This is a genomic window from Planosporangium thailandense, assembly GCF_011947195.1.
In the GTDB taxonomy this organism is placed as follows: Bacteria; Actinomycetota; Actinomycetes; order Mycobacteriales; family Micromonosporaceae; genus Planosporangium; species Planosporangium thailandense.
Map to the genome: position 1 here is coordinate 41166 of NZ_JAATVY010000013.1, position 18783 is coordinate 59948.

20 protein-coding genes and 1 pseudogene are annotated in these 18783 nt (G+C 71.2%); 9 read left to right on the forward strand and 12 right to left on the reverse strand.

The annotated features are described in order from the left end of the window. Positions 1 to 224: 224 nt before the first annotated feature. The 3 genes from HC031_RS33200 (at position 225) to HC031_RS18475 (ending at position 1790) form a co-directional block, all read left to right on the forward strand. Entirely contained in the window at positions 225 to 467 is a 243-nt protein-coding gene (locus HC031_RS33200; protein WP_240942678.1) for a DUF4190 domain-containing protein, read from the forward strand. A gap of 355 nt (positions 468 to 822) precedes the next feature. Beyond that, complete coding sequence (locus HC031_RS18470) at positions 823 to 1221, forward strand: hypothetical protein (RefSeq protein WP_167926598.1); 399 nt, start codon at positions 823 to 825, stop codon at positions 1219 to 1221. Positions 1222 to 1445: 224 nt separating this feature from the next. Further along, on the forward strand, positions 1446 to 1790 hold the full coding sequence (locus HC031_RS18475) for a HEAT repeat domain-containing protein (protein ID WP_338090725.1): 345 nt from the start codon (positions 1446 to 1448) through the stop codon (positions 1788 to 1790). Positions 1791 to 1935: 145 nt separating this feature from the next. Here HC031_RS18475 and HC031_RS18480 read toward each other — a convergent pair whose 3' ends face one another. Both HC031_RS18480 and HC031_RS18485 read right to left on the reverse strand, forming a co-directional pair. Next, positions 1936 to 2226: a hypothetical protein gene (locus HC031_RS18480; protein ID WP_167926599.1), complete on the reverse strand. Its 291-nt coding sequence runs from the start codon at positions 2224 to 2226 to the stop codon at positions 1936 to 1938. Between the two features lie 73 nt (positions 2227 to 2299). Continuing rightward, complete coding sequence (locus tag HC031_RS18485; protein ID WP_167926600.1) at positions 2300 to 2659, reverse strand: VOC family protein; 360 nt, start codon at positions 2657 to 2659, stop codon at positions 2300 to 2302. Positions 2660 to 2867: 208 nt separating this feature from the next. Here HC031_RS18485 and HC031_RS18490 point away from each other — a divergent pair, with 208 nt between their 5' ends. Further along, on the forward strand, positions 2868 to 3917 hold the full coding sequence (locus HC031_RS18490) for a zinc-dependent alcohol dehydrogenase family protein (protein WP_167926601.1): 1050 nt from the start codon (positions 2868 to 2870) through the stop codon (positions 3915 to 3917). An 18-nt stretch (positions 3918 to 3935) separates the two neighbouring features. On the opposite strand, the gene HC031_RS18495 is transcribed toward HC031_RS18490, so the two are convergent. After that, complete coding sequence (locus HC031_RS18495; RefSeq protein ID WP_167926602.1) at positions 3936 to 4529, reverse strand: TetR/AcrR family transcriptional regulator; 594 nt, start codon at positions 4527 to 4529, stop codon at positions 3936 to 3938. A 74-nt stretch (positions 4530 to 4603) separates the two neighbouring features. Between HC031_RS18495 and HC031_RS18500 the strand changes: the two genes are divergently transcribed. The 4 genes and pseudogenes from HC031_RS18500 (at position 4604) to HC031_RS18510 (ending at position 8627) form a co-directional block, all read left to right on the forward strand. Continuing rightward, the gene (locus HC031_RS18500) at positions 4604 to 5239 is read left to right on the forward strand and encodes a MarR family transcriptional regulator (protein WP_167926603.1); all 636 of its coding nucleotides are present in this window, start codon (positions 4604 to 4606) and stop codon (positions 5237 to 5239) included. A gap of 56 nt (positions 5240 to 5295) precedes the next feature. Continuing rightward, a pseudogene (locus HC031_RS33205) lies at positions 5296 to 6822 on the forward strand (MDR family MFS transporter); the annotation flags it as partial. A gap of 330 nt (positions 6823 to 7152) precedes the next feature. Further along, complete coding sequence (locus HC031_RS33210; protein ID WP_240942681.1) at positions 7153 to 7755, forward strand: carboxypeptidase regulatory-like domain-containing protein; 603 nt, start codon at positions 7153 to 7155, stop codon at positions 7753 to 7755. Positions 7756 to 7769: 14 nt separating this feature from the next. After that, the gene (locus HC031_RS18510; protein ID WP_205862912.1) at positions 7770 to 8627 is read left to right on the forward strand and encodes a YceI family protein; all 858 of its coding nucleotides are present in this window, start codon (positions 7770 to 7772) and stop codon (positions 8625 to 8627) included. Here HC031_RS18510 and HC031_RS18515 read toward each other — a convergent pair. The 8 genes from HC031_RS18515 to HC031_RS18550 all read right to left on the reverse strand — a co-directional run bounded on the left by HC031_RS18515 (position 8606) and on the right by HC031_RS18550 (position 17042). After that, on the reverse strand, positions 8606 to 9292 hold the full coding sequence (locus HC031_RS18515; RefSeq protein WP_167926604.1) for a response regulator transcription factor: 687 nt from the start codon (positions 9290 to 9292) through the stop codon (positions 8606 to 8608). The two genes, HC031_RS18510 and HC031_RS18515, sit on opposite strands and share 22 nt — an antisense overlap. Before the next feature lie 5 nt (positions 9293 to 9297). Then, positions 9298 to 9924, reverse strand: coding sequence for a hypothetical protein (locus tag HC031_RS18520; protein WP_240942667.1), 627 nt, complete (start codon positions 9922 to 9924; stop codon positions 9298 to 9300). A 14-nt stretch (positions 9925 to 9938) separates the two neighbouring features. Next, the gene (locus HC031_RS18525) at positions 9939 to 11147 is read right to left on the reverse strand and encodes an ABC transporter permease (RefSeq protein ID WP_167926605.1); all 1209 of its coding nucleotides are present in this window, start codon (positions 11145 to 11147) and stop codon (positions 9939 to 9941) included. Further along, positions 11144 to 11863 carry an ABC transporter ATP-binding protein gene (locus tag HC031_RS18530; RefSeq protein WP_167926606.1) on the reverse strand — a complete coding sequence of 240 codons (720 nt, stop codon included), beginning with the start codon at positions 11861 to 11863 and terminating at the stop codon, positions 11144 to 11146. The genes HC031_RS18525 and HC031_RS18530 overlap by 4 nt, the downstream gene beginning before the upstream one ends. Next, positions 11860 to 13227 carry an efflux RND transporter periplasmic adaptor subunit gene (locus tag HC031_RS18535; protein ID WP_167926607.1) on the reverse strand — a complete coding sequence of 456 codons (1368 nt, stop codon included), beginning with the start codon at positions 13225 to 13227 and terminating at the stop codon, positions 11860 to 11862. The genes HC031_RS18530 and HC031_RS18535 overlap by 4 nt, the downstream gene beginning before the upstream one ends. Before the next feature lie 24 nt (positions 13228 to 13251). After that, the gene (locus tag HC031_RS18540; protein ID WP_167926608.1) at positions 13252 to 14751 is read right to left on the reverse strand and encodes a sensor histidine kinase; all 1500 of its coding nucleotides are present in this window, start codon (positions 14749 to 14751) and stop codon (positions 13252 to 13254) included. 49 nt (positions 14752 to 14800) lie between these two features. Then, positions 14801 to 15565, reverse strand: coding sequence for a response regulator (locus HC031_RS18545; protein WP_167926609.1), 765 nt, complete (start codon positions 15563 to 15565; stop codon positions 14801 to 14803). A gap of 70 nt (positions 15566 to 15635) precedes the next feature. After that, positions 15636 to 17042, reverse strand: a complete 1407-nt coding sequence (locus HC031_RS18550) for an efflux RND transporter periplasmic adaptor subunit (protein WP_167926610.1) — start codon at positions 17040 to 17042, stop codon at positions 15636 to 15638. A gap of 197 nt (positions 17043 to 17239) precedes the next feature. Between HC031_RS18550 and HC031_RS18555 the strand changes: the two genes are divergently transcribed. Then, positions 17240 to 17782 carry a hypothetical protein gene (locus tag HC031_RS18555; protein ID WP_338090726.1) on the forward strand — a complete coding sequence of 181 codons (543 nt, stop codon included), beginning with the start codon at positions 17240 to 17242 and terminating at the stop codon, positions 17780 to 17782. 20 nt (positions 17783 to 17802) lie between these two features. Here the strand turns inward: HC031_RS18555 and HC031_RS18560 are convergent, their stop codons facing one another. Beyond that, positions 17803 to 18702, reverse strand: coding sequence for a septum formation family protein (locus HC031_RS18560; protein ID WP_167926611.1), 900 nt, complete (start codon positions 18700 to 18702; stop codon positions 17803 to 17805). Positions 18703 to 18783: the final 81 nt, after the last annotated feature.

Here is an 18783-nt window from a genome sequence, read left to right on the forward strand (position 1 = left end):
GCGTTCAGTGCGCCGATCGGCTGACGCGGAAGGGGCTGGGGCCGGCGACACTGAGAGCACATTGACCAGTGTCTACCGGAGCCAAAATGACGACCCCTGAGGTACCACCGTCGCAGACACCGCCGCCGACGCCGCCAGAACAGGTATCGGCATCGTCACCCTACGGCTGGTACCCGCCGCCGACGCAAGCACCAGCACCGCCGCCCTATGGGTGGTACCCGCCAATGAACACATATGCGATCCTGTCGCTGGTCTTCGCGATCGCTGTCTTCCCGCCACTGGGCATCTATTTCGGGAACAAGGCCAAGCGGCAGATCGCCGAGCGCGGCGAGCGGGGTATCGAACTCGCCAATGCTGGTGTGATCTGCGGCTGGATCTTTAGTGCGTTTCAGGGACTCGTCCTCATCATCTGGTGCGGCTTCGGCGCTGCAATCGTCGTCGGCGGCATCGCCAATGGCGGCCAATAGGTGTAGTGCTACCCGGGCGGCTGGAGGCTGCGTCCGGCCGTCATCGTCGAGCCAACTCTGTCGGGAGTCATGACCCCTGCGTGACCCCAACGCCGTGCAAGCGGGACACTGCCAGCACGGCGACGCGTTTGGTCAACCTGAGGTCAGGCGTCCTGACGACGACCGGGCGGGAGTCGTTCCAACCTGAAGGTGCCGGTCGGGCGTTTGATGGGGCGGGCGGTACGCCATCCTTGATCTCTGAAGCACGTACGGACCTGATTGATCGGGAGCACCCATGCCGGGTTGGGCAGTTGTCGGCGCTCGCAAGCGCCGACTGTACGTGATGAGTTGGTCAGCCATGGTCCACGGAAGCGTGATGAACGGATGGGTGGAAGCCGTCGACCAGGACGTCCCGCACGCCGCATTGGGTGGGCTGGTCAGACAGGCACTCGCTCAGTCCAAGACCAACGTGCCGATGCCCAACTTCCGGTCGTCTGAGTCCCCGACCAATGCGCTGCTGGCCGTGGCCGGGGTCAAGTCCTACAACGGCTACGCACTGAGCGCGCGCGAGGTCTGCATCGACCTGGACGACGAGGCTCCCGGCTTCCTCATTACGCCGACCCGAAATGGGGGAGCGCAGGAGGGTTGGGTGCGGCTCGACGAGCTGGCGATACGCCTGGAACGGGAGATTACAGACGGACAACTCGGTCAGGCCGTACGCAATGCTCTCGACCTGGCTGTCGGTCGGCCGCAATCGGCCTGGCGGGGAAGGTAGCGGCGGCGGTCGCAAGAGACTGGCTGTACAGCCAGCGGTACAGCCACGCCGCTCGACCCGGGCCGACATCGCCGGACACCGGCAGACGTTCTGAGCAGGGGGAGCGCCTTCTCCACCAAGCCGCCGCGAGCGCGCGTTGTCGCCGAATTCGCCTGTACTTGGATCAAGCGCGCCGCGCGACGCACTGGCCAGTGAGAGAGCGGCGATGCAGTACCGTCTCCGGCGTGACCGACCGCTTCCGTCACGCGATGCGGCTCATGCGACGCCACGCCCCGCAATTGCGGGAAGACGGCTTCGCTCTGCTCCGGGCCCACGCCGGAGAACATCTCGACCAACTCGTCGCCGAGTTCCGCCAGGAGCACGACCAAGGCCTGCGCTGCTGGCTGCTAGAACTCATCGGCGCCGCCCGCGACGAACGCGCACTGCCATTGCTTGCCGAACAGCTGTACAGCCCGGATGAGTCACTGCGTTCGTGGGCAGCCAGCGGGCTGCGACGACTCAACAACCGCCAGGCACGCCGACTGCTCTACGAAGCAGGGCTCAACGACACCAAGCCGCAGCTCGACTGAAGCTCGCGGACAACTCCGGTCACACGACTCGTGAAGGGATGGACGGGGGAGCAGCGGCGCACGACCGCCGGTGCGGATGACCGAAAACCCGGGACATCGACCGGGCGCGGAGCGAAGATCGTGCCATGCAGGGGTCGGTGGACGTTCAGCGACCAACCTCTGGGCGAGGGTTGCGCCGCTCCTGGCGCCGGGTCCACAGGCCCCAGCCGAGCGCCGTCATTCCGACGACCCCGACCAGGGCGCTGATCTCGAGCCGGGTCACGAGCTCGTGCCTGAGCGCGGCGACCTCGGCGGCCTGCTTACGCAGCATTTCTGACGTGGGGTCCTGGTAGGGCATCGACGCCCCGGCATAGTCGCCGAACAGCCTGCACGGGATCACGAAGGCTGCCGCAACCAGGACGATGCCGCAGATCAGGGCCAGGCGGGAGCGGGACACCGCGTCAGCGTGCCACGGACGGCCAAAGTGCGCTGCCCGTGATCGCCTGTACCCGGATCGAACGGATGCGGTCTCAGATCGGCTGGGTGAGGTTGACCGCGTTGCCGTCGGGGTCCTGGATGTGGGCGACCCGCTGCCCCCACGGCATGTCGTTGGGCGGGCCGAGTACGCGTCCGCCGGCCGGCTCGACCCGCTCGAGGAGGGCGTCGACGTCATCGACGGCCACGCTCAACAGGATCCGTTGCGGTGTGCCGGGCTCGACGTCAGCGTCGGCGACCAGTCCCAGTTCCGCGTCGCCCGCCTTCAGACCGAGGTAGAAAGCCGGCCCCTCGGCCGGTACCCGGCTGAACTCCACCGCCCCCAGCACGCGTTCGTAGAAGCTCCGCAGGCGGTTGACGTCAGGGGTGATGATGACGGGCTGAATGCTGGTCACGCGTTCCTCCTCGAGAGCGGGCGGCCGGACCCGCCGGTCGGGTCCGGCGCGCTGGAACAGACCACCGCCGGACCGGGAATCCATCGGTCGGCCGGCGCAATTGGTGGAGACCCCGCCGGTAGGGGGCCGCCGGCTGTGGGTAGAAGATCCTTATCCGACGAGCGAACGACCGTCGAGGCTATGCGAAGCGAACAGGAGATCCGGGCACATGCGTGCGACTTTGATCTACGGGACTCGCGACATCCGCTTGGAGGAGGTCCCTGATCCCGCGATCCATTTTCCGACCGACGCGGTCGTGAAGGTCGTGGCGTCCTGCGTGTGCGGCTCCGACCTGTGGCCGTACCGGGGGGTACGGCCAACCGCCGAGCCGCACCGGATCGGGCACGAGTTCGTGGGCGTCGTCGAGGAGGTCGGATCCGAGGTCCGGACGGTCTCGCCCGGTGACTTCGTGATCGCGCCGTTCACGATCAGCGACGGTACGTGCCGGATCTGCCGGCACGGCATCACCACCTCCTGTGAGCGGGTGGAGTGGTGGGGCTCCACGGACCGGCACGGGCAGCCGATCGACGGCGGCCAGGGGGAGTACGTGCGGGTGCCGCTGGCCGACGGAACGCTGGTGGCGACGCCGGGACAGCCGGAGCCGGCGCTCGTACCCAGCCTGTTGACCCTGTCCGACGTGATGGGTACCGGGCACCACGCGGCCGTGTCGGCCGGCGTGACGGCGGGAAGCAACGTCGTGGTGGTCGGCGACGGCGCCGTCGGCCTGTGCGCGGTCCTCGCGTCGCGCCGGCTGGGCGCGGAGCGGATCATCGCGATGTCCCGGCACGCCAAGCGGCAGGAGGTGGCCCGCTACTTCGGCGCGACCGACATCGTCGCCGAGCGCGGCGACGAGGGAGTGGCGGCGGTCAAGGAGCTGCTCGGCGGGATCGGCGCGGACGCGGTGCTGGAGTGCGTCGGCACCAAGGAGTCGATGGACCAGGCGCTCAACTCGACCCGGCCGGGTGGCTTCGTCGGGTACGTGGGCGTGCCGGCGGGCGGCCCGGAGCTGCCGATCCAGAAGATGTTCAGGTCGAACGTCAACGTCGCGGGCGGGGTGGCGCCGGTCCGTACGTACCTGCCCGAGCTGCTCGGTGACGTGCTCAAGGGCGCTATCGACCCGGGGCGCGTCTTCGACCTCGAACTCCCGCTGGACCAGGTCGCCGAGGCGTACGCGGCGATGGACGAGCGGCGCACGATCAAGCCGCTGCTGCGGCCGTGACGTCGGGGCCGCGACGGCCTATTCGAACCGCGCGCTGATCTGGTCGAACACGGTGTCGGCGACCTCGGACAGCGGCCGGGCCCGCGGCTCGTCGAGCCACAGCTGCATGGCGAGCCGTAGACCGGTCAGGAACGTGGCGGCCATGACGCGGGCGCGGGTCGATCCGCCGGGCTGGTCGCCGATCCGTTCGGCGATCACCTCGGTGAGCTCGCGCTCCACCCGGGCCAGTGCGGCGAGTTGGCGGGCCAGGAGCGAGGGGTTCTCGCGTACGAGCCGGTACTCCGCCAACCAGTGCGGATCCGGCTCGTCGGGGTCGGAGTGCAGGCCGTGGAAGGCCTGCCGCAGCGCCGTCCACGGGGACTCCTCGGCCGGTCGGACCCGGAGCAGGTCGAGGAGCGTACGCAGGCCCTGCTCGTAGCCGTAGAGGACGGCGTCCTCCTTGCCGTCGAAGTAGTTGGAGAAGGTGCGGCGGGACAGGTCGACCGCGTCGGCGATCGCCTCGACGGTGACGTTGCTCAGACCCCGCTCCACCGCCAGGCGCACGGCGGCCTCGTGGAGAGCCTGTCGGGTGGCGACCTTCTTGCGCTCACGGAGGCCAGTACTGGTGTTCATTGATCAGAAGTTAGCTCAGTGAGAAAGAATACTCAACGTGAAAACTTTCTCAATGTGCATGTACGCTTCGTTGCGTGCGTCAAGCAGATAAGCCGGTCACGACGTCGGGCGCAGATTTCCCGGCCGGGGATTCACCACCGCGACTGGACGAGCAGTTGCGCGCCTTCGTCAAGGCGCTGAGGGTCGCCCGTCAACGACTGACCATCCAGGACGCACCGGTGCACCCGGGAATGGTCGGAATCCTCGCGGCGATCGCGTGCGCCGGGGAGGGCGGCGGCTGCCACCCCAAGGAGCTGGCGGCGCGGTGCGCGCTCGACGCGTCCACCATCAGCCGTGCGGTTGCCGCCCTGGTGGAACGCGGGCTGGTTCGGCGCAGCCCGGACCCGGCCGACGGGCGGGCCCGGCTGCTGACCCTGACTCCCGACGGTCGAACCGCCCTGGCTAAGGTCGAGCAGCTACAGAGCGTGCATCTCGCCGAAGCGTTGCGTGATTGGACCGCCGAGGAGGTTGACGCGTTCGCTGTCGCCCTCGGCCGGTTCGTCGCGGGCCTGACCGCCCACCTCGACGCCGCGCACCCGGATGGCATGTACGCCAGGGCCGCGCCCCCAGCCGTGACATCCCCGGCGACCGGAGCGCCCCCCGACGCGGCGCCCGAGTCATCCGACGACCGATCCCAACCCGAGACAAGCAAGTTGGAGGCAGCGCTGTGAGCGCAGCGACCACCGCACCGAGCGCGGCGACGGCCGCACCACCCGATACCGCGGAGATGAGCCACCGGCAGGTGATGGAGGCCCTCAGCGGTCTGCTGCTGGTGCTGTTCGTCGCCATGATCAGCGCCACGGTGGTGTCGAACGCCCTGCCGCAGATCATCCAGGCGCTCAAGGGTACCCAGAGCCAGTACACCTGGGTGGTCACCGCGTCCCTGCTCACGGCGACCGCCGCGACCCCGATCTGGGGCAAGCTCGCCGACCTGTTCAGCAAGAAGGTCCTGGTCCAGGTCGCGATCGTCATCTTCGTCATCGGTTCGATGATCTGCGGCATCGCACAGAACACGCCTCAGCTCATCGCCGCCCGCGCGTTCCAGGGGCTGGGCATGGGCGGCCTGCAGGCGCTGGTCCAGGTCGTCATCGCCGCGATGATCCCGCCGCGGGAGCGCGGCCGCTACAACGGCTACCTCGGCGGCGTGATGGCGCTGGCCACCGTGGGCGGCCCGCTGCTCGGCGGCGTCATCGTCGACACCTCGTGGCTGGGCTGGCGCTGGTGCTTCTACGTGTGCGTGCCGTTCGCCGTCGTCGCATTCTTCCTGTTGCAGAAGACCCTGCACCTGCACACCGTCCGCCGGGCGGAGGCGCAGATCGACTACCTCGGCGCCACGCTGATCGCGGCCGGCGTCAGTGTCATCCTCATCTGGGTCACCTTCGTGCACAACTCCTTCGCCTGGCTGTCGTGGCAGACCGCGGCGATGGTCGGCGGCGGTGTGGTGCTCCTCGCGCTTGCCATCCTGGTGGAGGCGCGGGTCAAGGAGCCGATCGTGCCGCTGCGCATCGTCGTGCAGCGCACGCCGGCCCTGGCGATCCTGGCCAGTGTGGCGGTCGGTATGGCCATGTTCGGTGGCTCGGTCTTCCTCGGCCAGTACTTTCAGATCGGCCGGGGCTACAGCCCGACCAAGGCCGGCCTCATGACGATCCCGCTGATGGCCGGCGTCCTGATCTCTTCCACGATCGCCGGGCAGCTCATCACCAGGAGCGGAAAGATCAAGCCGTACATCGTCACCGGCACCGTCGTGCTGATGGGCGGCTTCGCGGCGCTGGCGAGCATCGACCACGCCACCAAGCTGGTCTACGTCGGCGCCGCCATGGCGCTGGTCGGCATCGGGGTCGGCATGACGATGCAGAACCTGGTCCTCGCGGTGCAGAACACCGTCGCCCTGCGCGACATCGGTTCGGCCAGCGGCACGGTCACGTTCTTCCGGTCGCTGGGCGGCACCATCGGCGTGTCGGTGCTCGGGGCGGTCCTGGCCGACCGGATCACCGCGGACATCCCACGTCGGATGGCCGAAGCCGGCATCCCCGTCCCGGCCGGCGGCAGCAGCGGCGGGATCGGCACGCTGGACCTGAAGGACATGCCGGCGCCGATCGCGGCCATCGTCCGCGCCGCCTACGGCGACGCCACCGCGCACATCTTCCTGATCTCCGCGATCATCGCCATCGTCGGTTTCCTCGCCGCCCTGGTGCTGCCGCGCATCACCCTGCGCACGAGCGTCGACCTCGCGGCACCCAAGGACGAGGCCGCTGAGGACGAGCCGGGGCCGGTCGCCGAGCCGCAGCCCACGGCCGGCGACCACCGCGCCGACGACGAGCCGTACCAGGGCGCGCACGCCGCGGACCGGATCCAGGCCGAGCCGGTGTCCGCGGCGCCGGTCAGTGGCGCCGTGGTGATCGGTCGGGTGGAGGGTCCGGACCGGCGGCCGGTGGCGGGTGCGTTGTTGACGGTGACGGATTATCCGGGGCATCAGGTGGCGCGTGAGGTGAGCGCGGCCGACGGCGGTTTCCGGTTGAACCTGCCCAGTGGTGGGTCGTACCTGTTGATCTGTGCGGCGGAGCAGCACCAGCCGATGGCGACGATGTTGTCGGTGGGGCTGGGGGAGACGTACCGGGACATCGCGTTGGCGGGGGCCTGTGTGGTGGAGGGCCGGGTGTCGGGTGTCGGTGGTGAGCCGGTGCATGGTGCGACGGTGACGTTGACCGACGCGCGTGGTGAGGTCGTGGGTGCGGCGGTGTCGGGTCCGGACGGCGGGTATGTGCTGGCGGATCTGTATCCGGGGGAGTACACGTTGACGGCCACGGCGGAGAACACGTTGCCGGTGGCGCAGGCGGTCGTGGTGGACGGGGCCGGGTCGCACCGGTTCGATGTGGTGGTGCGGTCGAATGCGACGGTGGCGGGGACGGTGCGGTCGGCGCGGTCGGGTCAGCCGGTGGCGGATGCGTCGGTGATGTTGTTGGACGCGTTCGGCAATGTGGCGGGGACGGCGGTGACGGCTGAGGACGGCCGGTACGAGTTCGTCGGGCTGGTGCCGGGGGCGTACACGTTGACGGCGAGCGGGTACGCGCCGGTGGCGGCGCGGGTGGACCTCGCCGGTGAGCACACCGACCGCGACATCGTGCTCGGCGAGCCCGGACCGGCGACGCCGGTGACGGTTTCCCCCTCGGACCAGGTTGAGAGCTGATCAAGGTGTCACAGTTGGAACATGGTGCCGGCGCGCCGGCTGACGGGTCGGCGCCGACCCCCGTGCTGCGGGGCACGGTCGTGACCGGTGACGGGTGGCCGATGCCCGGCGCGACGGTCACCGCCATCGGGCCCACCGGACAGCAGTTGGGGCGGGCCGCCGCGAACGAGGCCGGCGCGTTCGCCATGCCGGTCTCGGCCGCGGGCCTGGCCACCGTCGTCGTCGCCGCGCCCGGCGTGGACCCGCTGGCCCGTACCGTCTCGATCAACCCGCACGGCGCCACCGACCTCGGCTCGGTCGTGCTCGGCAGCGCCAAGCGCGCGTCGTTGCCGGCGCCGGGCCGGTGGGACATCGACCCGGCGCACTCCATCGTGCGGGCCCGGGCCCGGCACCTGGCGCTGTCCCTTGTCGAGGGACGGTTCATGTCGTTCTCCGGGCACATCACCATCGCCGACCCGATCGAACGCTCGAGCGTCGAGGCGACCATCGACGCGGCGAGCATCGACACGGGCAACGCGGAGCGGGACGCGCACCTGCGCTCACCGGACTTCCTCGCGGTGGACCGGTTCCCGGTGCTGACCTACCGCAGTGAGCGGGTGGTCCGGCTCACCGACGAGCGCTGGCGCGTCGACGGTCAGCTGACCATCCGGGACATCACCCGGCCGGTCCCGCTCGACCTGACGTACCTGGGCACCGGAGCGGATCCGTGGGGCGGCACCCGCATCGCGCTGAACGCCACCACCCAGTTGGCGCGCAAGGACTACGAGATGAACTGGAACATGGGGCTGCCCGGCGGGTTCGTCCTCGTCGGCCCGACGTTGCGCATCGAGCTGGAGATCCAGGCGGTCCGTCAGGAGGCCAACGGCGGCTGAGCGGTGCGTTCCGCGCGGATCACCCGGTACCCGTCGGGCGCGGCGACCAGGCACCAGCCGACCGTCGCGAGCTTCGCGGCCAGCGACTCCAGGTACGGGTCGAGCACCTTCGACCCGCCGCCGAAGTCGTAGTGCCACACGTGCTCGAACAGGGCGGCCTTGCCCAGCGGCGCGTCCCGGTGGTCCAGGAACGCCTCGGCGAGGCGGTACTCGATCGAGCTGAGCGTGATCTCCCGGCCGTCGCCGGCCAGCAGCCGGCCGCCGGGGCCGAGGGTCAGGCCGCCGGCCGGGCCGGGGCCGGGCAGCAGGGCCCGCAGGTGCGCCGTCAGCTCCGGCAACGGGACCGGCTTGACCAGATAGTCGTCGGCGCCGGCGCGCAGGCCCGCCGACCGGAGCCACCCGCTGTCGCGCGCCGTCATCATCAGTACCGGCATGCGGTGGCCCTCGGCGCGCAGGGCGCGGCAGGTCTCGATGCCGTCCATGCCGGGCATCATCACGTCGAGCACGACCGCGTCCGGCGGCTCGCCGTGCGCCACGGCGTCACGTACCAGGTCCAGGGCGGCGGCGCCGTCCGGCGCGGTGCGGACGTCGAAGCCGGCGAGGCCCAGCCCGCGCGACACCGACTCCCGTACGCCGGGCTCGTCGTCGACCACCAGGATGCGCATGGCTGCTAGCCCTTGGTGACCTTGCTCGCGGTGACCACGCCGTCGCCGCTGGCCGGGCCGGTGACGGTGACCTGGGCGCCGGGGGTCAGGTCGGCCAGCTTGCCGTTCTGGGTGCCCTGGATCGTCGTCGCGCCGCTGGTGCGTACCGTCACCACGTTGCCGTCGGCGGTCTGCACGTACAGGGTCGTGCCGTCGACGAGCTTGACCGTCCCCGTGGTGACGTTCGAGGCGGTGGCGCTGGGCCGCGGCGCGCCGGCACCGGTCTGGCCGCCGGCACCGGTCTGACCGCCCTGGCGCTGCCCGCCGAAGCCGCCGAAGCCGCCAGCGCCGAAGTTTCCGCCGCCCGCCAAGGCGGAGCGGGCCGAGGCCTGGCTGCCCGCCGCCGGGGTGCCGTAGCGCTTCTGCACCTGGGCGCCGGCGAAGAACCCGATGACCAGGAGGACCAGCGCGGCGAGCACCATCGTGGTACGCGTGGCGTAGCGGCGCGGTGCCCGGGCGGCCAGCTGCGCGCTCAGGTCGTCGGCGAACGGATCGCTGTCCAGATCCACGTCGGGGGCGGTATCGAGGAGCGCCTGCGGGACCGGCTCCAACTGCACCGTCTCGTACTCGGCGTGCCGTCCACTCGTGTTCATCCGGTTGAAAGTCCTCACTCGTAGCGGAGCGCTTCGATGGGCCGCAGCCCGGCCGCGCGGCTGGCGGGGTAGCTGCCGAAGAACAGTCCGATGGCGACGGAGACGCCGAGCGCGAGCGCCACCGAGGCCGGCACGATGACCGGCTTGATACCGACGATCGTGAACTGGCTGCCGATGACGGCGGCGGCGACGCCGAGCAGCCCGCCGATGAGGCTCAGTACCGTCGCCTCGACCAGGAACTGCGTGAGGACCGTACGCTTCGGCGCGCCGAGCGCCTTGCGGATGCCGATCTCGCGGGTGCGTTCGGTGACCGTCACCATCATGATGTTCGTGATGCCGATGCCGCCGACGAGCAGGCTGATCGCCGCGACCGCACCGAGCAGGACGGTGAACGTCTTGGCGCTGTCCTGGCGGGCCGACAGCAGCTGCGACTGGTTGAGGATGCGGTAGGGCGGGCTCGCCGCGTTGGCCACGTGCAGCTTCTGGTTGAGGATCGCCGTGACCTCGGCCTGCGCGGCGTCGACCGAGTCGGGGGCGGTGGCCTGGACCAGCAGCTGGTTGAGCGGCCCGTACCCGGTCAGCGACTCCTGTACGGCGGTGACCGGCGCGATCGCGATGTCGTTCGGGTCGTTGAACCCGGAGCCGCCCTTGTCGGCGAGTACCCCGGTGACCGTGAACAGGGTGCCGTTGACGGTGATCTGCTTGCCGACCGGGTCGGTCCGGTCGAACAGCGCCTGGGCCACGGTCGAGCCGATCACCATGACCCGCCGGGCGTCCTTGACGTCGTCGTCGGTGAATCCGGTGCCGCGGGACACGGTGTCGTTCGCGGCCGGCAGGTAGGTCGGGGTGGTGCCGACGAACTGCGCGATGGTGTGGTCGACCCCGTCGTACGTGGCGTCCGGCGCGGTCGTCACGACGGGGGAGGCGCTCTTGACGTCGGGCGCGGCGTTCCGGTCGCTCAGCGCGCTCACCAGATCGGTCGTCAGCGACGTGTTCTGGGTCGCGCTCGCCGACTGCCGGACGCCGCCGCTGCTTACGGTCAACGTGTTGGTGCCCAACCGTTCGATGCTGGCCTGGATCGCCTTCGCCGACCCGTTGCCGACGGCCACCAGCAGGATGACCGCCGCGACACCGATGAGGATGCCGAGGACGGTCAGCCCCGAGCGCAGCTTGTTGGCGAGTACGCCACGGACGGCGAAGCGGATGGTCTCGAAGATGCTCATGTCAGCACCGCCGTGTTGCCTGAGTGGTGGAGCACCTCGTCATGCACGATCTGCCCGTCGACGAGCCGGATCAGCCGCTTGGCGTGCCGGGCCACGTCGTCTTCGTGGGTGATGAGCACGATGGTCCGGCCGCTGCGGTTGAGCCGGTCCAGCACCGCGAGGACGTCCGCGGTCGAGCGGGTGTCCAGGTTGCCGGTCGGCTCGTCGGCCAGTACCAGCGCCGGCGCGGTGACGAGTGCCCGCGCCACCGCGACCCGCTGCTGCTGCCCGCCGGACAGTTGGTTGGGCTCGTGGTCGGCGCGGTCGGCCAGCCCCACCATGCCGAGCGCGGCGAGCGCGCGGCGGCGCCGCTCGGCGGCCTTCATCCCGGCGTACGCCAGCGGAAGCTCCACGTTGGACACCGCGCTGGTGCGGGGAATGAGGTTGAACGCCTGGAACACGAACCCGATCCGCCGGTTGCGCACCAGCGCGAGCTGCCGGTCGTCCAGGCGGCTGACGTCCACGCCGTCGAGCAGGTACCGGCCCGACGTCGGGGTGTCGAGGCAGCCGAGGATGTTCATCAGTGTCGACTTGCCGGATCCGGACGAGCCCATGATCGCCACGTAGTCGCCGCGCTCCACGGTCAGGCTGACGCCGCGCAGGGCACGTACCTGTGCCTCGCCCTCGCCGTACACCTTGACCAGGTTCCGCACCTCGAGCACCGGGTGGTTCGTCATCCGCCGGCACCGCCCCGCGCGCCGCCGCCGGAGAACCCGCCACCGCCGGAGAAGCCACCGCCGCCGTTACGGCCGCCGGCACCGCCGAACCCGCCACCGCCGAAGCCGTTACCGCCGAAGCCGGCGCCGCCGGTCCGGCCGTTGGTCCCGGTGCCCGTGCTGGTCGGGAGGTTGAGGGCGACCTGCTCGCCGGGCTGCAGGCCGGAGGTGATCTCCACGAACTGGTCGCCCTGGACGCCGACCTGGACCGGTCGGGTCTCGTGCGTCCCGTTGGCGGTCACGACGTCGACCGTGTGGCGCTGCCCGGTGCCGCGCACCGCCGCCGCGGGTACCCGTACCGCGCTGTCGACCTGGGCGACCGTCACGGTGACGGAAACGGTCTGGCCGATGCGGATCCCGTCGGGCAGCGAGTCGAGATCGACGGTCACCGCGTAGGAGTTCACGCCGTTCTGGGTGGTGGCGGTGGGGGAGATCGCCGAGACCTTGCCGGTCGTCCGGGCGCCCGATAGCGCCGCCCAGGTCGCCGTCGCGTCCTGGCCGACCTTCAGCTTGGTGGCGTCGGCCTCCGCGAACGAGGCGGCGACCTGCATCCTGGTCAGGTCGGCGAGCCGGATGAAGCCGCCCGTTGTCGAGGTCGACGAGCCGGTGCTGGAGTTGGACGAGCTACCGCCACCCGTGGCGCTGCCACCACCGCCGCTGTTACCGCCGTTCCCGCCGCCGGCCGCGCCGCTGCCGCCGGACGAGCCCGACCCCGAGCCGCCGCCCGAGGACGACGAGCCGCTGGACGGGCTGCCGACAGTACCGTTGACGGCGACCACCGTGCCCGCCATCGGGGCGGTGAGGGTCGTGCCGTCCAGCGCCCGCTGGGCCGAGTTGACGCTGTTCTGGGCGTTCGTGACCTGGGCCTGGGTGGCCGCGATGGTGGCCGAGTCGGGCTGGGCGGCGGACTGGGCGCGGCTCAGGCTCGCTTGCGCGGAGGTCAGGTTGGCCTCGGCGGCGTTCAGCTGCTCCTGCGCCGCGGTCGGGCTGACCTTGGCCAGTACCTGGCCGGCCTTCACGGTGTCGCCGACCTTGACGTCGATCTCGGTGACCGTGCCGGCCGTGATGAAGTTGACCCCCGCGGTCGACGCGCTCTGCACGCTGCCGGTCGCCGAGACCGACGAGATCACCTGTCCCTGGGTGACCGGGACGGTCCGGCTCGTCGACCTCGTGGTCGGTGTGGTGTCCGCGACCGCGACGGTGCGGTAGGACAGGAACGCGCCGAGCGCGAGCAACAGCGCCAGGACCGCGTTGACGACCAGGGTCGGCCGCTGCGGCAGCCGCAGCGCAGACGGCAGGGTCGGTCGGCGTGGCCAGAGGGACATGGCCGAAATCGTGCCGGGGGGCGCTCAGAGCGCGATTGGCATTTCCTCAGAGCTGGCTGGGAGTCGCGAGACGTCCGTAGGCAGGAGCACCCGGAAGCGGGCGCCGGCGCCGGGCGCGGTGTACAGCTCGACCCGGCCGCCGTGCGCCTGCACGATCGCGGCCACGATGGCCAGGCCGAGCCCGGCGCCGCCGTGCCGGCGCGAGCGGCTGGCGTCCGCGCGGTAGAGGCGTTCGAAGACGTGCCGGGCGTCCTCGGCGTTCATCCCGGGACCGGTGTCGCTGACCTCGACGGCCGCGGCGGGTACGCCGGCGGGCAGGTCCGCGCCGACCACGGCGAGCGGAGCGGGGTCCGCGCCGCCGGTGGTGGCCCGCCCCACCCGTACGGCCACGGACGCGCTGTCGGGCGTGTGCTGGAGGGCGTTCGCGAGGAGGTTCGTCACGACCTGCCGGATGCGGGATTCGTCGCCGAGGACGGTGACGGCTTCGAAGGTGTCGCTGGTGTCGTCGAGGGCGGCGAGCTGGACGAAGCGGGAGGGTACGCGGACGTGGGCGTCGCGGACGGCGTCGGCGGCGACGGCGAGCAGGTCGACGGGGCTGCGTTCGAGAGGGCGTTCCTCGTCGAGGCGGGCCAGCAGCAGCAGGTCGTTGACGAGCAGGCGCATGCGGCCGACCTCGGCTTCGATGCGGCCCATGGCTTCGTCGAGGGCGGGTCCGGGTGGGGCGCCGCCGCGGCGGTACAGCTCGGCGAAGCCCTGGATCGAGGTCAGTGGGGTGCGCAGCTCGTGGGAGGCGTCGGCGAGGAACTGCCGCAGGCGCCGCTCGGAGGCGGTGCGGTCGGCGAGGGCCGCCTCGATGCGCACGAGCATCGTGTTCAGCGCGGTTCCGAGCCGGCCGGATTCGGTGTGCGGGTCGGCGTCGGGGACCCGGCGGGACAGGTCGCCGCCCGCGATCTCGGTGGCGATCTTCTCCATGCTCGTGAGCGGGCGCAGGCCGATGCGTACGACCGAACCGGCGGCGACCGCGATCAGCACGATGACCAGGGCGGTGACCGCCGCGTCGACGAGCAGGAGCGTCTGCGCGGTCACGTCGATGGCGTGCAGCGAGACCGCGTGCACCGCGTACTCGTGGCCGGTGGCGTCCCGGCCGCTGGGGACCTCGACGACCTTCACCCGCCAGGCGCCTTCGGTGCCGTCGACGGTGAAGGGGCGGTCGCCGGCCCGGGCCTCGAGCGCGGCGACGTTGTCGAGCCGGGGCTCGTCGGCGGTGCTGCTCGGCGAGGCGTAGAGCCGGGTGCCGTCGCTGGCGTACAGGTAGACCCGCGAACCGCTGCCGAATCCCGGGCTCGGACGCGGGGTACGGGGGATGCCCGGCGGCGGGCGCTGGCCCACTCGGGACAGGCCCCGCGCCTGCGCCTCGAGCTGCGCGTCCACCCTGCTTACGAGCCCCGATCGCAGCAGCGTCAGACCGGCGACGTCGGCGATGACCAGGGCGACCGCGGCCAGGATCGCGGTGGTGACCACCATGCGGCTGCGCAGCGTCCACTGTCGCCACGGCCGAAAGGGGATCGACGCGCTACGCCTCATCGGCGCGGGGCAGCCGCAGCGAGTAGCCGACGCCGCGAACCGTGTGGATCAGCGGCGGACCGACCTTGTCGATCTTGCGTCGGAGGTAGTAGACGTACGACTCCACGATCCGGCCGTCGCCACCGAAGTCGTAGTGCCACACCCGGTCCAGGATCTGGCTCTTGGAGACCACCCGCCCGGCGTTCGTCATCAGGTACCGCAGCAGGTTGAACTCGGTGGGGGACAGCTCGATGAGCTTGCCGGCCCGGCGCACCTCGTGCGCCTCGTCATCGAGCTCCAGGTCGGCGTAGGTCAGCGTGCCGCCGGTGTCCGGACCCTGCGAGCCACGCCCGCTGCGCCGCAGGATCGCCCGGATGCGCAGCACGACCTCTTCCAGGTTGAACGGCTTGGTGACGTAGTCGTCGCCGCCGACCGCGAGGCCGGAGATCCGGTCCTCCACCGCGTCGCGCGCGGTCAGGAACAGCACGGGTACGTGCTGGCCGGAGGCCCGCAGCCGCTGCGCCACCTCGAAGCCGTCGAGGTCGGGCAGCATCACGTCGAGGACGACCAGGTCGGGCTCGTACTCCGCGGCGGCCACGAGCGCCTCGTTGCCGCCGGTCGCCACGCGTACGTCGTAGCCGGTCAGCCGCAGGGTCGCCGACAGCAGCGCGCAGATGTTGGGCTCGTCGTCGACGACGAGGACCCGGCCCGCGTGCTCGGCCGACGCCGTGAACGGTGCGGAAGCCTGTAACGCTGGTTGCCTAGTGCCTGACACTCTCGAAGTTGTACCGGCACGACCTGTGCGCCGGCTGACAGTAATCTGGGAAAGAGCTGATCGCCGTCCGTCAACGTGAGCCGGGGACCACCAGTTCGTCACCCTCCTGCACCCCGGAGCGGATCTCGGTGTACTGGTCGCCGCGCAGCCCCACCTGCACCGTGCGCTGCTCAGTGCGCCCGCCCGACAGTACCGTGACCACGCCCTTGCCGCCCGACACCGAGCGCACCGCGGCCGAGGAGGCGTACCGCGCGTCGGCCGCCGACGCCGTCACCACGGCCACGTTGGCGCTCTGGCCGAGGAGCAGATCGGCGGGTACCTGGTCGAACGTGATCTGTACGCCGTAGCGCACCAGCCGTCCCGAGGTCGTGCCGGCCGGGTCGATCTGGGAGACCTTGCCCTTGAACTGGGCGCCGTCCCGGTCGGGCAGCGTGATGGTCGCGGTCTGGCCGACGGCCAGGTGCGCGACGTCGGCCTCCGAGAACTCGGCCTGCACGATCGTGTCCGCGACGTCGCCGAGGACGATGAAGCCGCTGCCGCCCGGAGTCTCCTGGGTGCCGACCGTGCCGGCCACGGACAGCACCTTGCCGGCGACCGCGGCCGTGATCGTCGTACCCGCGAGCCTGTCCTGCGCGAGTTGGAGCGAAAGCTGCGCGTTGGTCAGTTGCTGCTCGGCCGACATGAGGCTGTCGCCCGAGCCGGACCGGGCGCCGCCCGATCCGCTGCCGTTGGATCCGCCGCCGCTGCCGGCACAGCCGCCCGTACCGCCGCGTCCGCCGGAGCCGGACTGCGGCGTCCCGCCGGATCCCGCCCCCCGGCTCGGGCCGGGGCGGGTCGTCGCGGACGCGCTCGGCGCGCCGGTCCGCGACGGCTTCGCCGACGGTGTCGACGACGCGGACGCCGACGGTGTCGACGACGCGGACGCCGACGGTGTCGACGACGCGGACGCCGACGGTGTCGACGACGTGGACGTCGACGGACCCGCTGAGGACGGGGCGGTGGCGCCGGTGACGCGGTACGCCGCGGGCGCGGCCTGCACGGCCGCACCCTGGCAGTTCGAGCCGGTCGGCGCCGCGGGAGCCGTGGTCTGCTGTACGCGGGTGAGGGCGTCGCTGGCGGAGTTGACGTTCGCCTGGGCGGTGTTCACGTCGTCCTGGGCGCTCGTGCTGTCGATGCGGGCGAGCACCTGGCCGGCGGTCACCGAATCTCCGGGCGTGACGTCCACCTCGGTGACCACGCCGCCGACGCTGAAGCTCAGGCCCCGGCTCTGCGCGGCCTGCACGGTGCCCGCGGCCGACGCGGTCAGCTCGACCACGCCCCGCTGCACGCGCACCGTCGTCTGCCGGTTCGCGACCGGTGTCTGGCGTCCTGCGTACGCGATCGCGGTGCCCGCGGTCGCGCCGACGACCACCAGGACCAACGTCGCCCACAGCGCTGGCCCGCGCCAAGGCAGGCGTACCGGTAGCCGGGATCTCATGGTGCGCCAGTGTGGCCAGCCTGGCTCCCTGTTGGCTCGGGCGTACCTGGGAGATAGCTCAAAGCCGCACCCGCTCGCCGCTCCCAGCCGATTCCGAGGTTGGTCTGACACAACACTCAGCGGTTCCGGCTTTGATGTCGGCGTCGGCGTGATGACGGACGCCGTGGGCGATTCGGAGGATTGCAGTGCGAAACCGGGTGCGTGCTACCGCCACGATGTTGGCCCTGGTCGCCGCGGCGGGGACGGTCACCGCGTGCGGGTCGTCAGCGAAGGCGTCGGGGGGCGCGACCGCCGCGAGCAGCGCGCCCGGCCAGGGCGGGTTCCAGGCGTACATGACCTGCCTGAGCCAGCACGGCGTCACGCTTCCCTCCGCCTTCCCGCGCGGAAACCGCCCGAGCGGAAGGCCGAGCGTCCGGCCGACCGACCGGCCCAGCGACCGTCCGTCCGGCGGTTTCGGTGGCAGGTTCGGTTTCGGAAACCAGCCACCGGCCGGCGTCGACGCGCAGACCTGGCAGAACGCGCAGCAGGCGTGCTCGTCGCTGCGGCCGAGCGGTGGCCCGCGCAACGGTGCCAACAGCGGGGCCTTCACCGCGTACCGCAACTGCCTCGCCGACCACGGCGTGACGATGTCGGCCGGCCCGAACGGGCTGGCGACCAGCGATCCGAAGGTCGCGGCGGCGATGAAGGTGTGTGAGCCGCTGCGCCCGACCGGTCGCCCGCAGCCCAGCCCGACCGCCTGATCCTGAAGGTCAGCGTCCGGTCAGGCCGGTAGCGGTCTCCCGCCGAGCAGCTTGAGCGAGCCGCGTACGGGGTGTTTCGCCGGGACTGTTACGAAGCAGCTGACCGTGCGGTCGCCCAGGCGCCACTGGTCCTCGGTCGGCGACCACGTCACCTCGCGAACGTCGGTGCGACGGGTCAACGCGTTCACCGATTGGCCGAGGAAGCCGGCGAGGACCGGGACGCAGCCGGCGAAGGCCAACCGGTTCATGGCTTCCTCGGTCGCCGGGTACGGTCCGTCAGGCGGCACGTACTTTCCGGCGTACTCCACGGTGTGTTGCTGGTCGCAGCCGATGGCGACGGCGTCGGCGTCCGTGTAGAAACCGTCGGCGTCGATCTCGCCCTGCTGGTCGAAACAGCGCATGGCCAGCGGTTGGTCGCCGCTGAGACCGCCCTTGAGGGAGCCGGTGCGGCCGAGCGATCCACCGACGAGGCTTCCCACCTCGAATACCGAGCACGAGAAGAAGCGGGCGCCGCCCTGCCACTGTGTCGTCGTGGGCTCGGCGTAGTGCAGGTACAGCCGACCGTCGTGCCAGTCGCCCCCGAGATAGTCGTTGGCGGCCCGGCCGCACTCGGCGAACGCTGCCCGGGCGTCCGCACTGTCCCGGGTAGGTGGGGCCGCGGCGGCTGCCGCCGGGCCGGTGAAGTGCCCCACGTACACCACCTCCAAGGTGTGCGCGCGGGCACAGTCGATCGGCACCCGGGGGGAGTCGTCGACAGTTCCGGCGAGGAGGTCTCCCTGTAGGCACTGGCCCACCGTCGGCGCGGCCACCTTCGCCGCCGGGAAGGCGGACCAGTTGTTGGTGAGGTCGCCGTCGACACCGGGGGGAAGGGCGCACCCGGCCAGGGCGAGCAGGCCGCCGGCGAGCACGGCGGCAGCCAAGCGTGTCCGTGACCGGCTCATCGTCACCCCCACATGATCGACTGTCCGCCGGATCGTAGACATCGACGCAGGCTGCTGGCG

What these genes read in the sequence shown, in the direction of transcription:
- HC031_RS33200 (WP_240942678.1), top strand. Translation starts at nt 225, where the DNA reads ATGAACACATATGCGATCCTGTCGCTGGTCTTCGCGATCGCTGTCTTC.
- HC031_RS18470 (WP_167926598.1), top strand. Translation starts at nt 823, where the DNA reads ATGAACGGATGGGTGGAAGCCGTCGACCAGGACGTCCCGCACGCCGCA.
- HC031_RS18490 (WP_167926601.1), top strand. Translation starts at nt 2,868, where the DNA reads ATGCGTGCGACTTTGATCTACGGGACTCGCGACATCCGCTTGGAGGAG.
- HC031_RS18495 (WP_167926602.1), bottom strand. Translation starts at nt 4,529, where the DNA reads ATGAACACCAGTACTGGCCTCCGTGAGCGCAAGAAGGTCGCCACCCGA.
- HC031_RS33210 (WP_240942681.1), top strand. Translation starts at nt 7,153, where the DNA reads ATGTTGTCGGTGGGGCTGGGGGAGACGTACCGGGACATCGCGTTGGCG.
- HC031_RS18515 (WP_167926604.1), bottom strand. Translation starts at nt 9,292, where the DNA reads ATGCGCATCCTGGTGGTCGACGACGAGCCCGGCGTACGGGAGTCGGTG.
- HC031_RS18520 (WP_240942667.1), bottom strand. Translation starts at nt 9,924, where the DNA reads ATGAACACGAGTGGACGGCACGCCGAGTACGAGACGGTGCAGTTGGAG.
- HC031_RS18525 (WP_167926605.1), bottom strand. Translation starts at nt 11,147, where the DNA reads ATGAGCATCTTCGAGACCATCCGCTTCGCCGTCCGTGGCGTACTCGCC.
- HC031_RS18530 (WP_167926606.1), bottom strand. Translation starts at nt 11,863, where the DNA reads ATGACGAACCACCCGGTGCTCGAGGTGCGGAACCTGGTCAAGGTGTAC.
- HC031_RS18535 (WP_167926607.1), bottom strand. Translation starts at nt 13,227, where the DNA reads ATGTCCCTCTGGCCACGCCGACCGACCCTGCCGTCTGCGCTGCGGCTG.
- HC031_RS18540 (WP_167926608.1), bottom strand. Translation starts at nt 14,751, where the DNA reads ATGGTGGTCACCACCGCGATCCTGGCCGCGGTCGCCCTGGTCATCGCC.
- HC031_RS18550 (WP_167926610.1), bottom strand. Translation starts at nt 17,042, where the DNA reads ATGAGATCCCGGCTACCGGTACGCCTGCCTTGGCGCGGGCCAGCGCTG.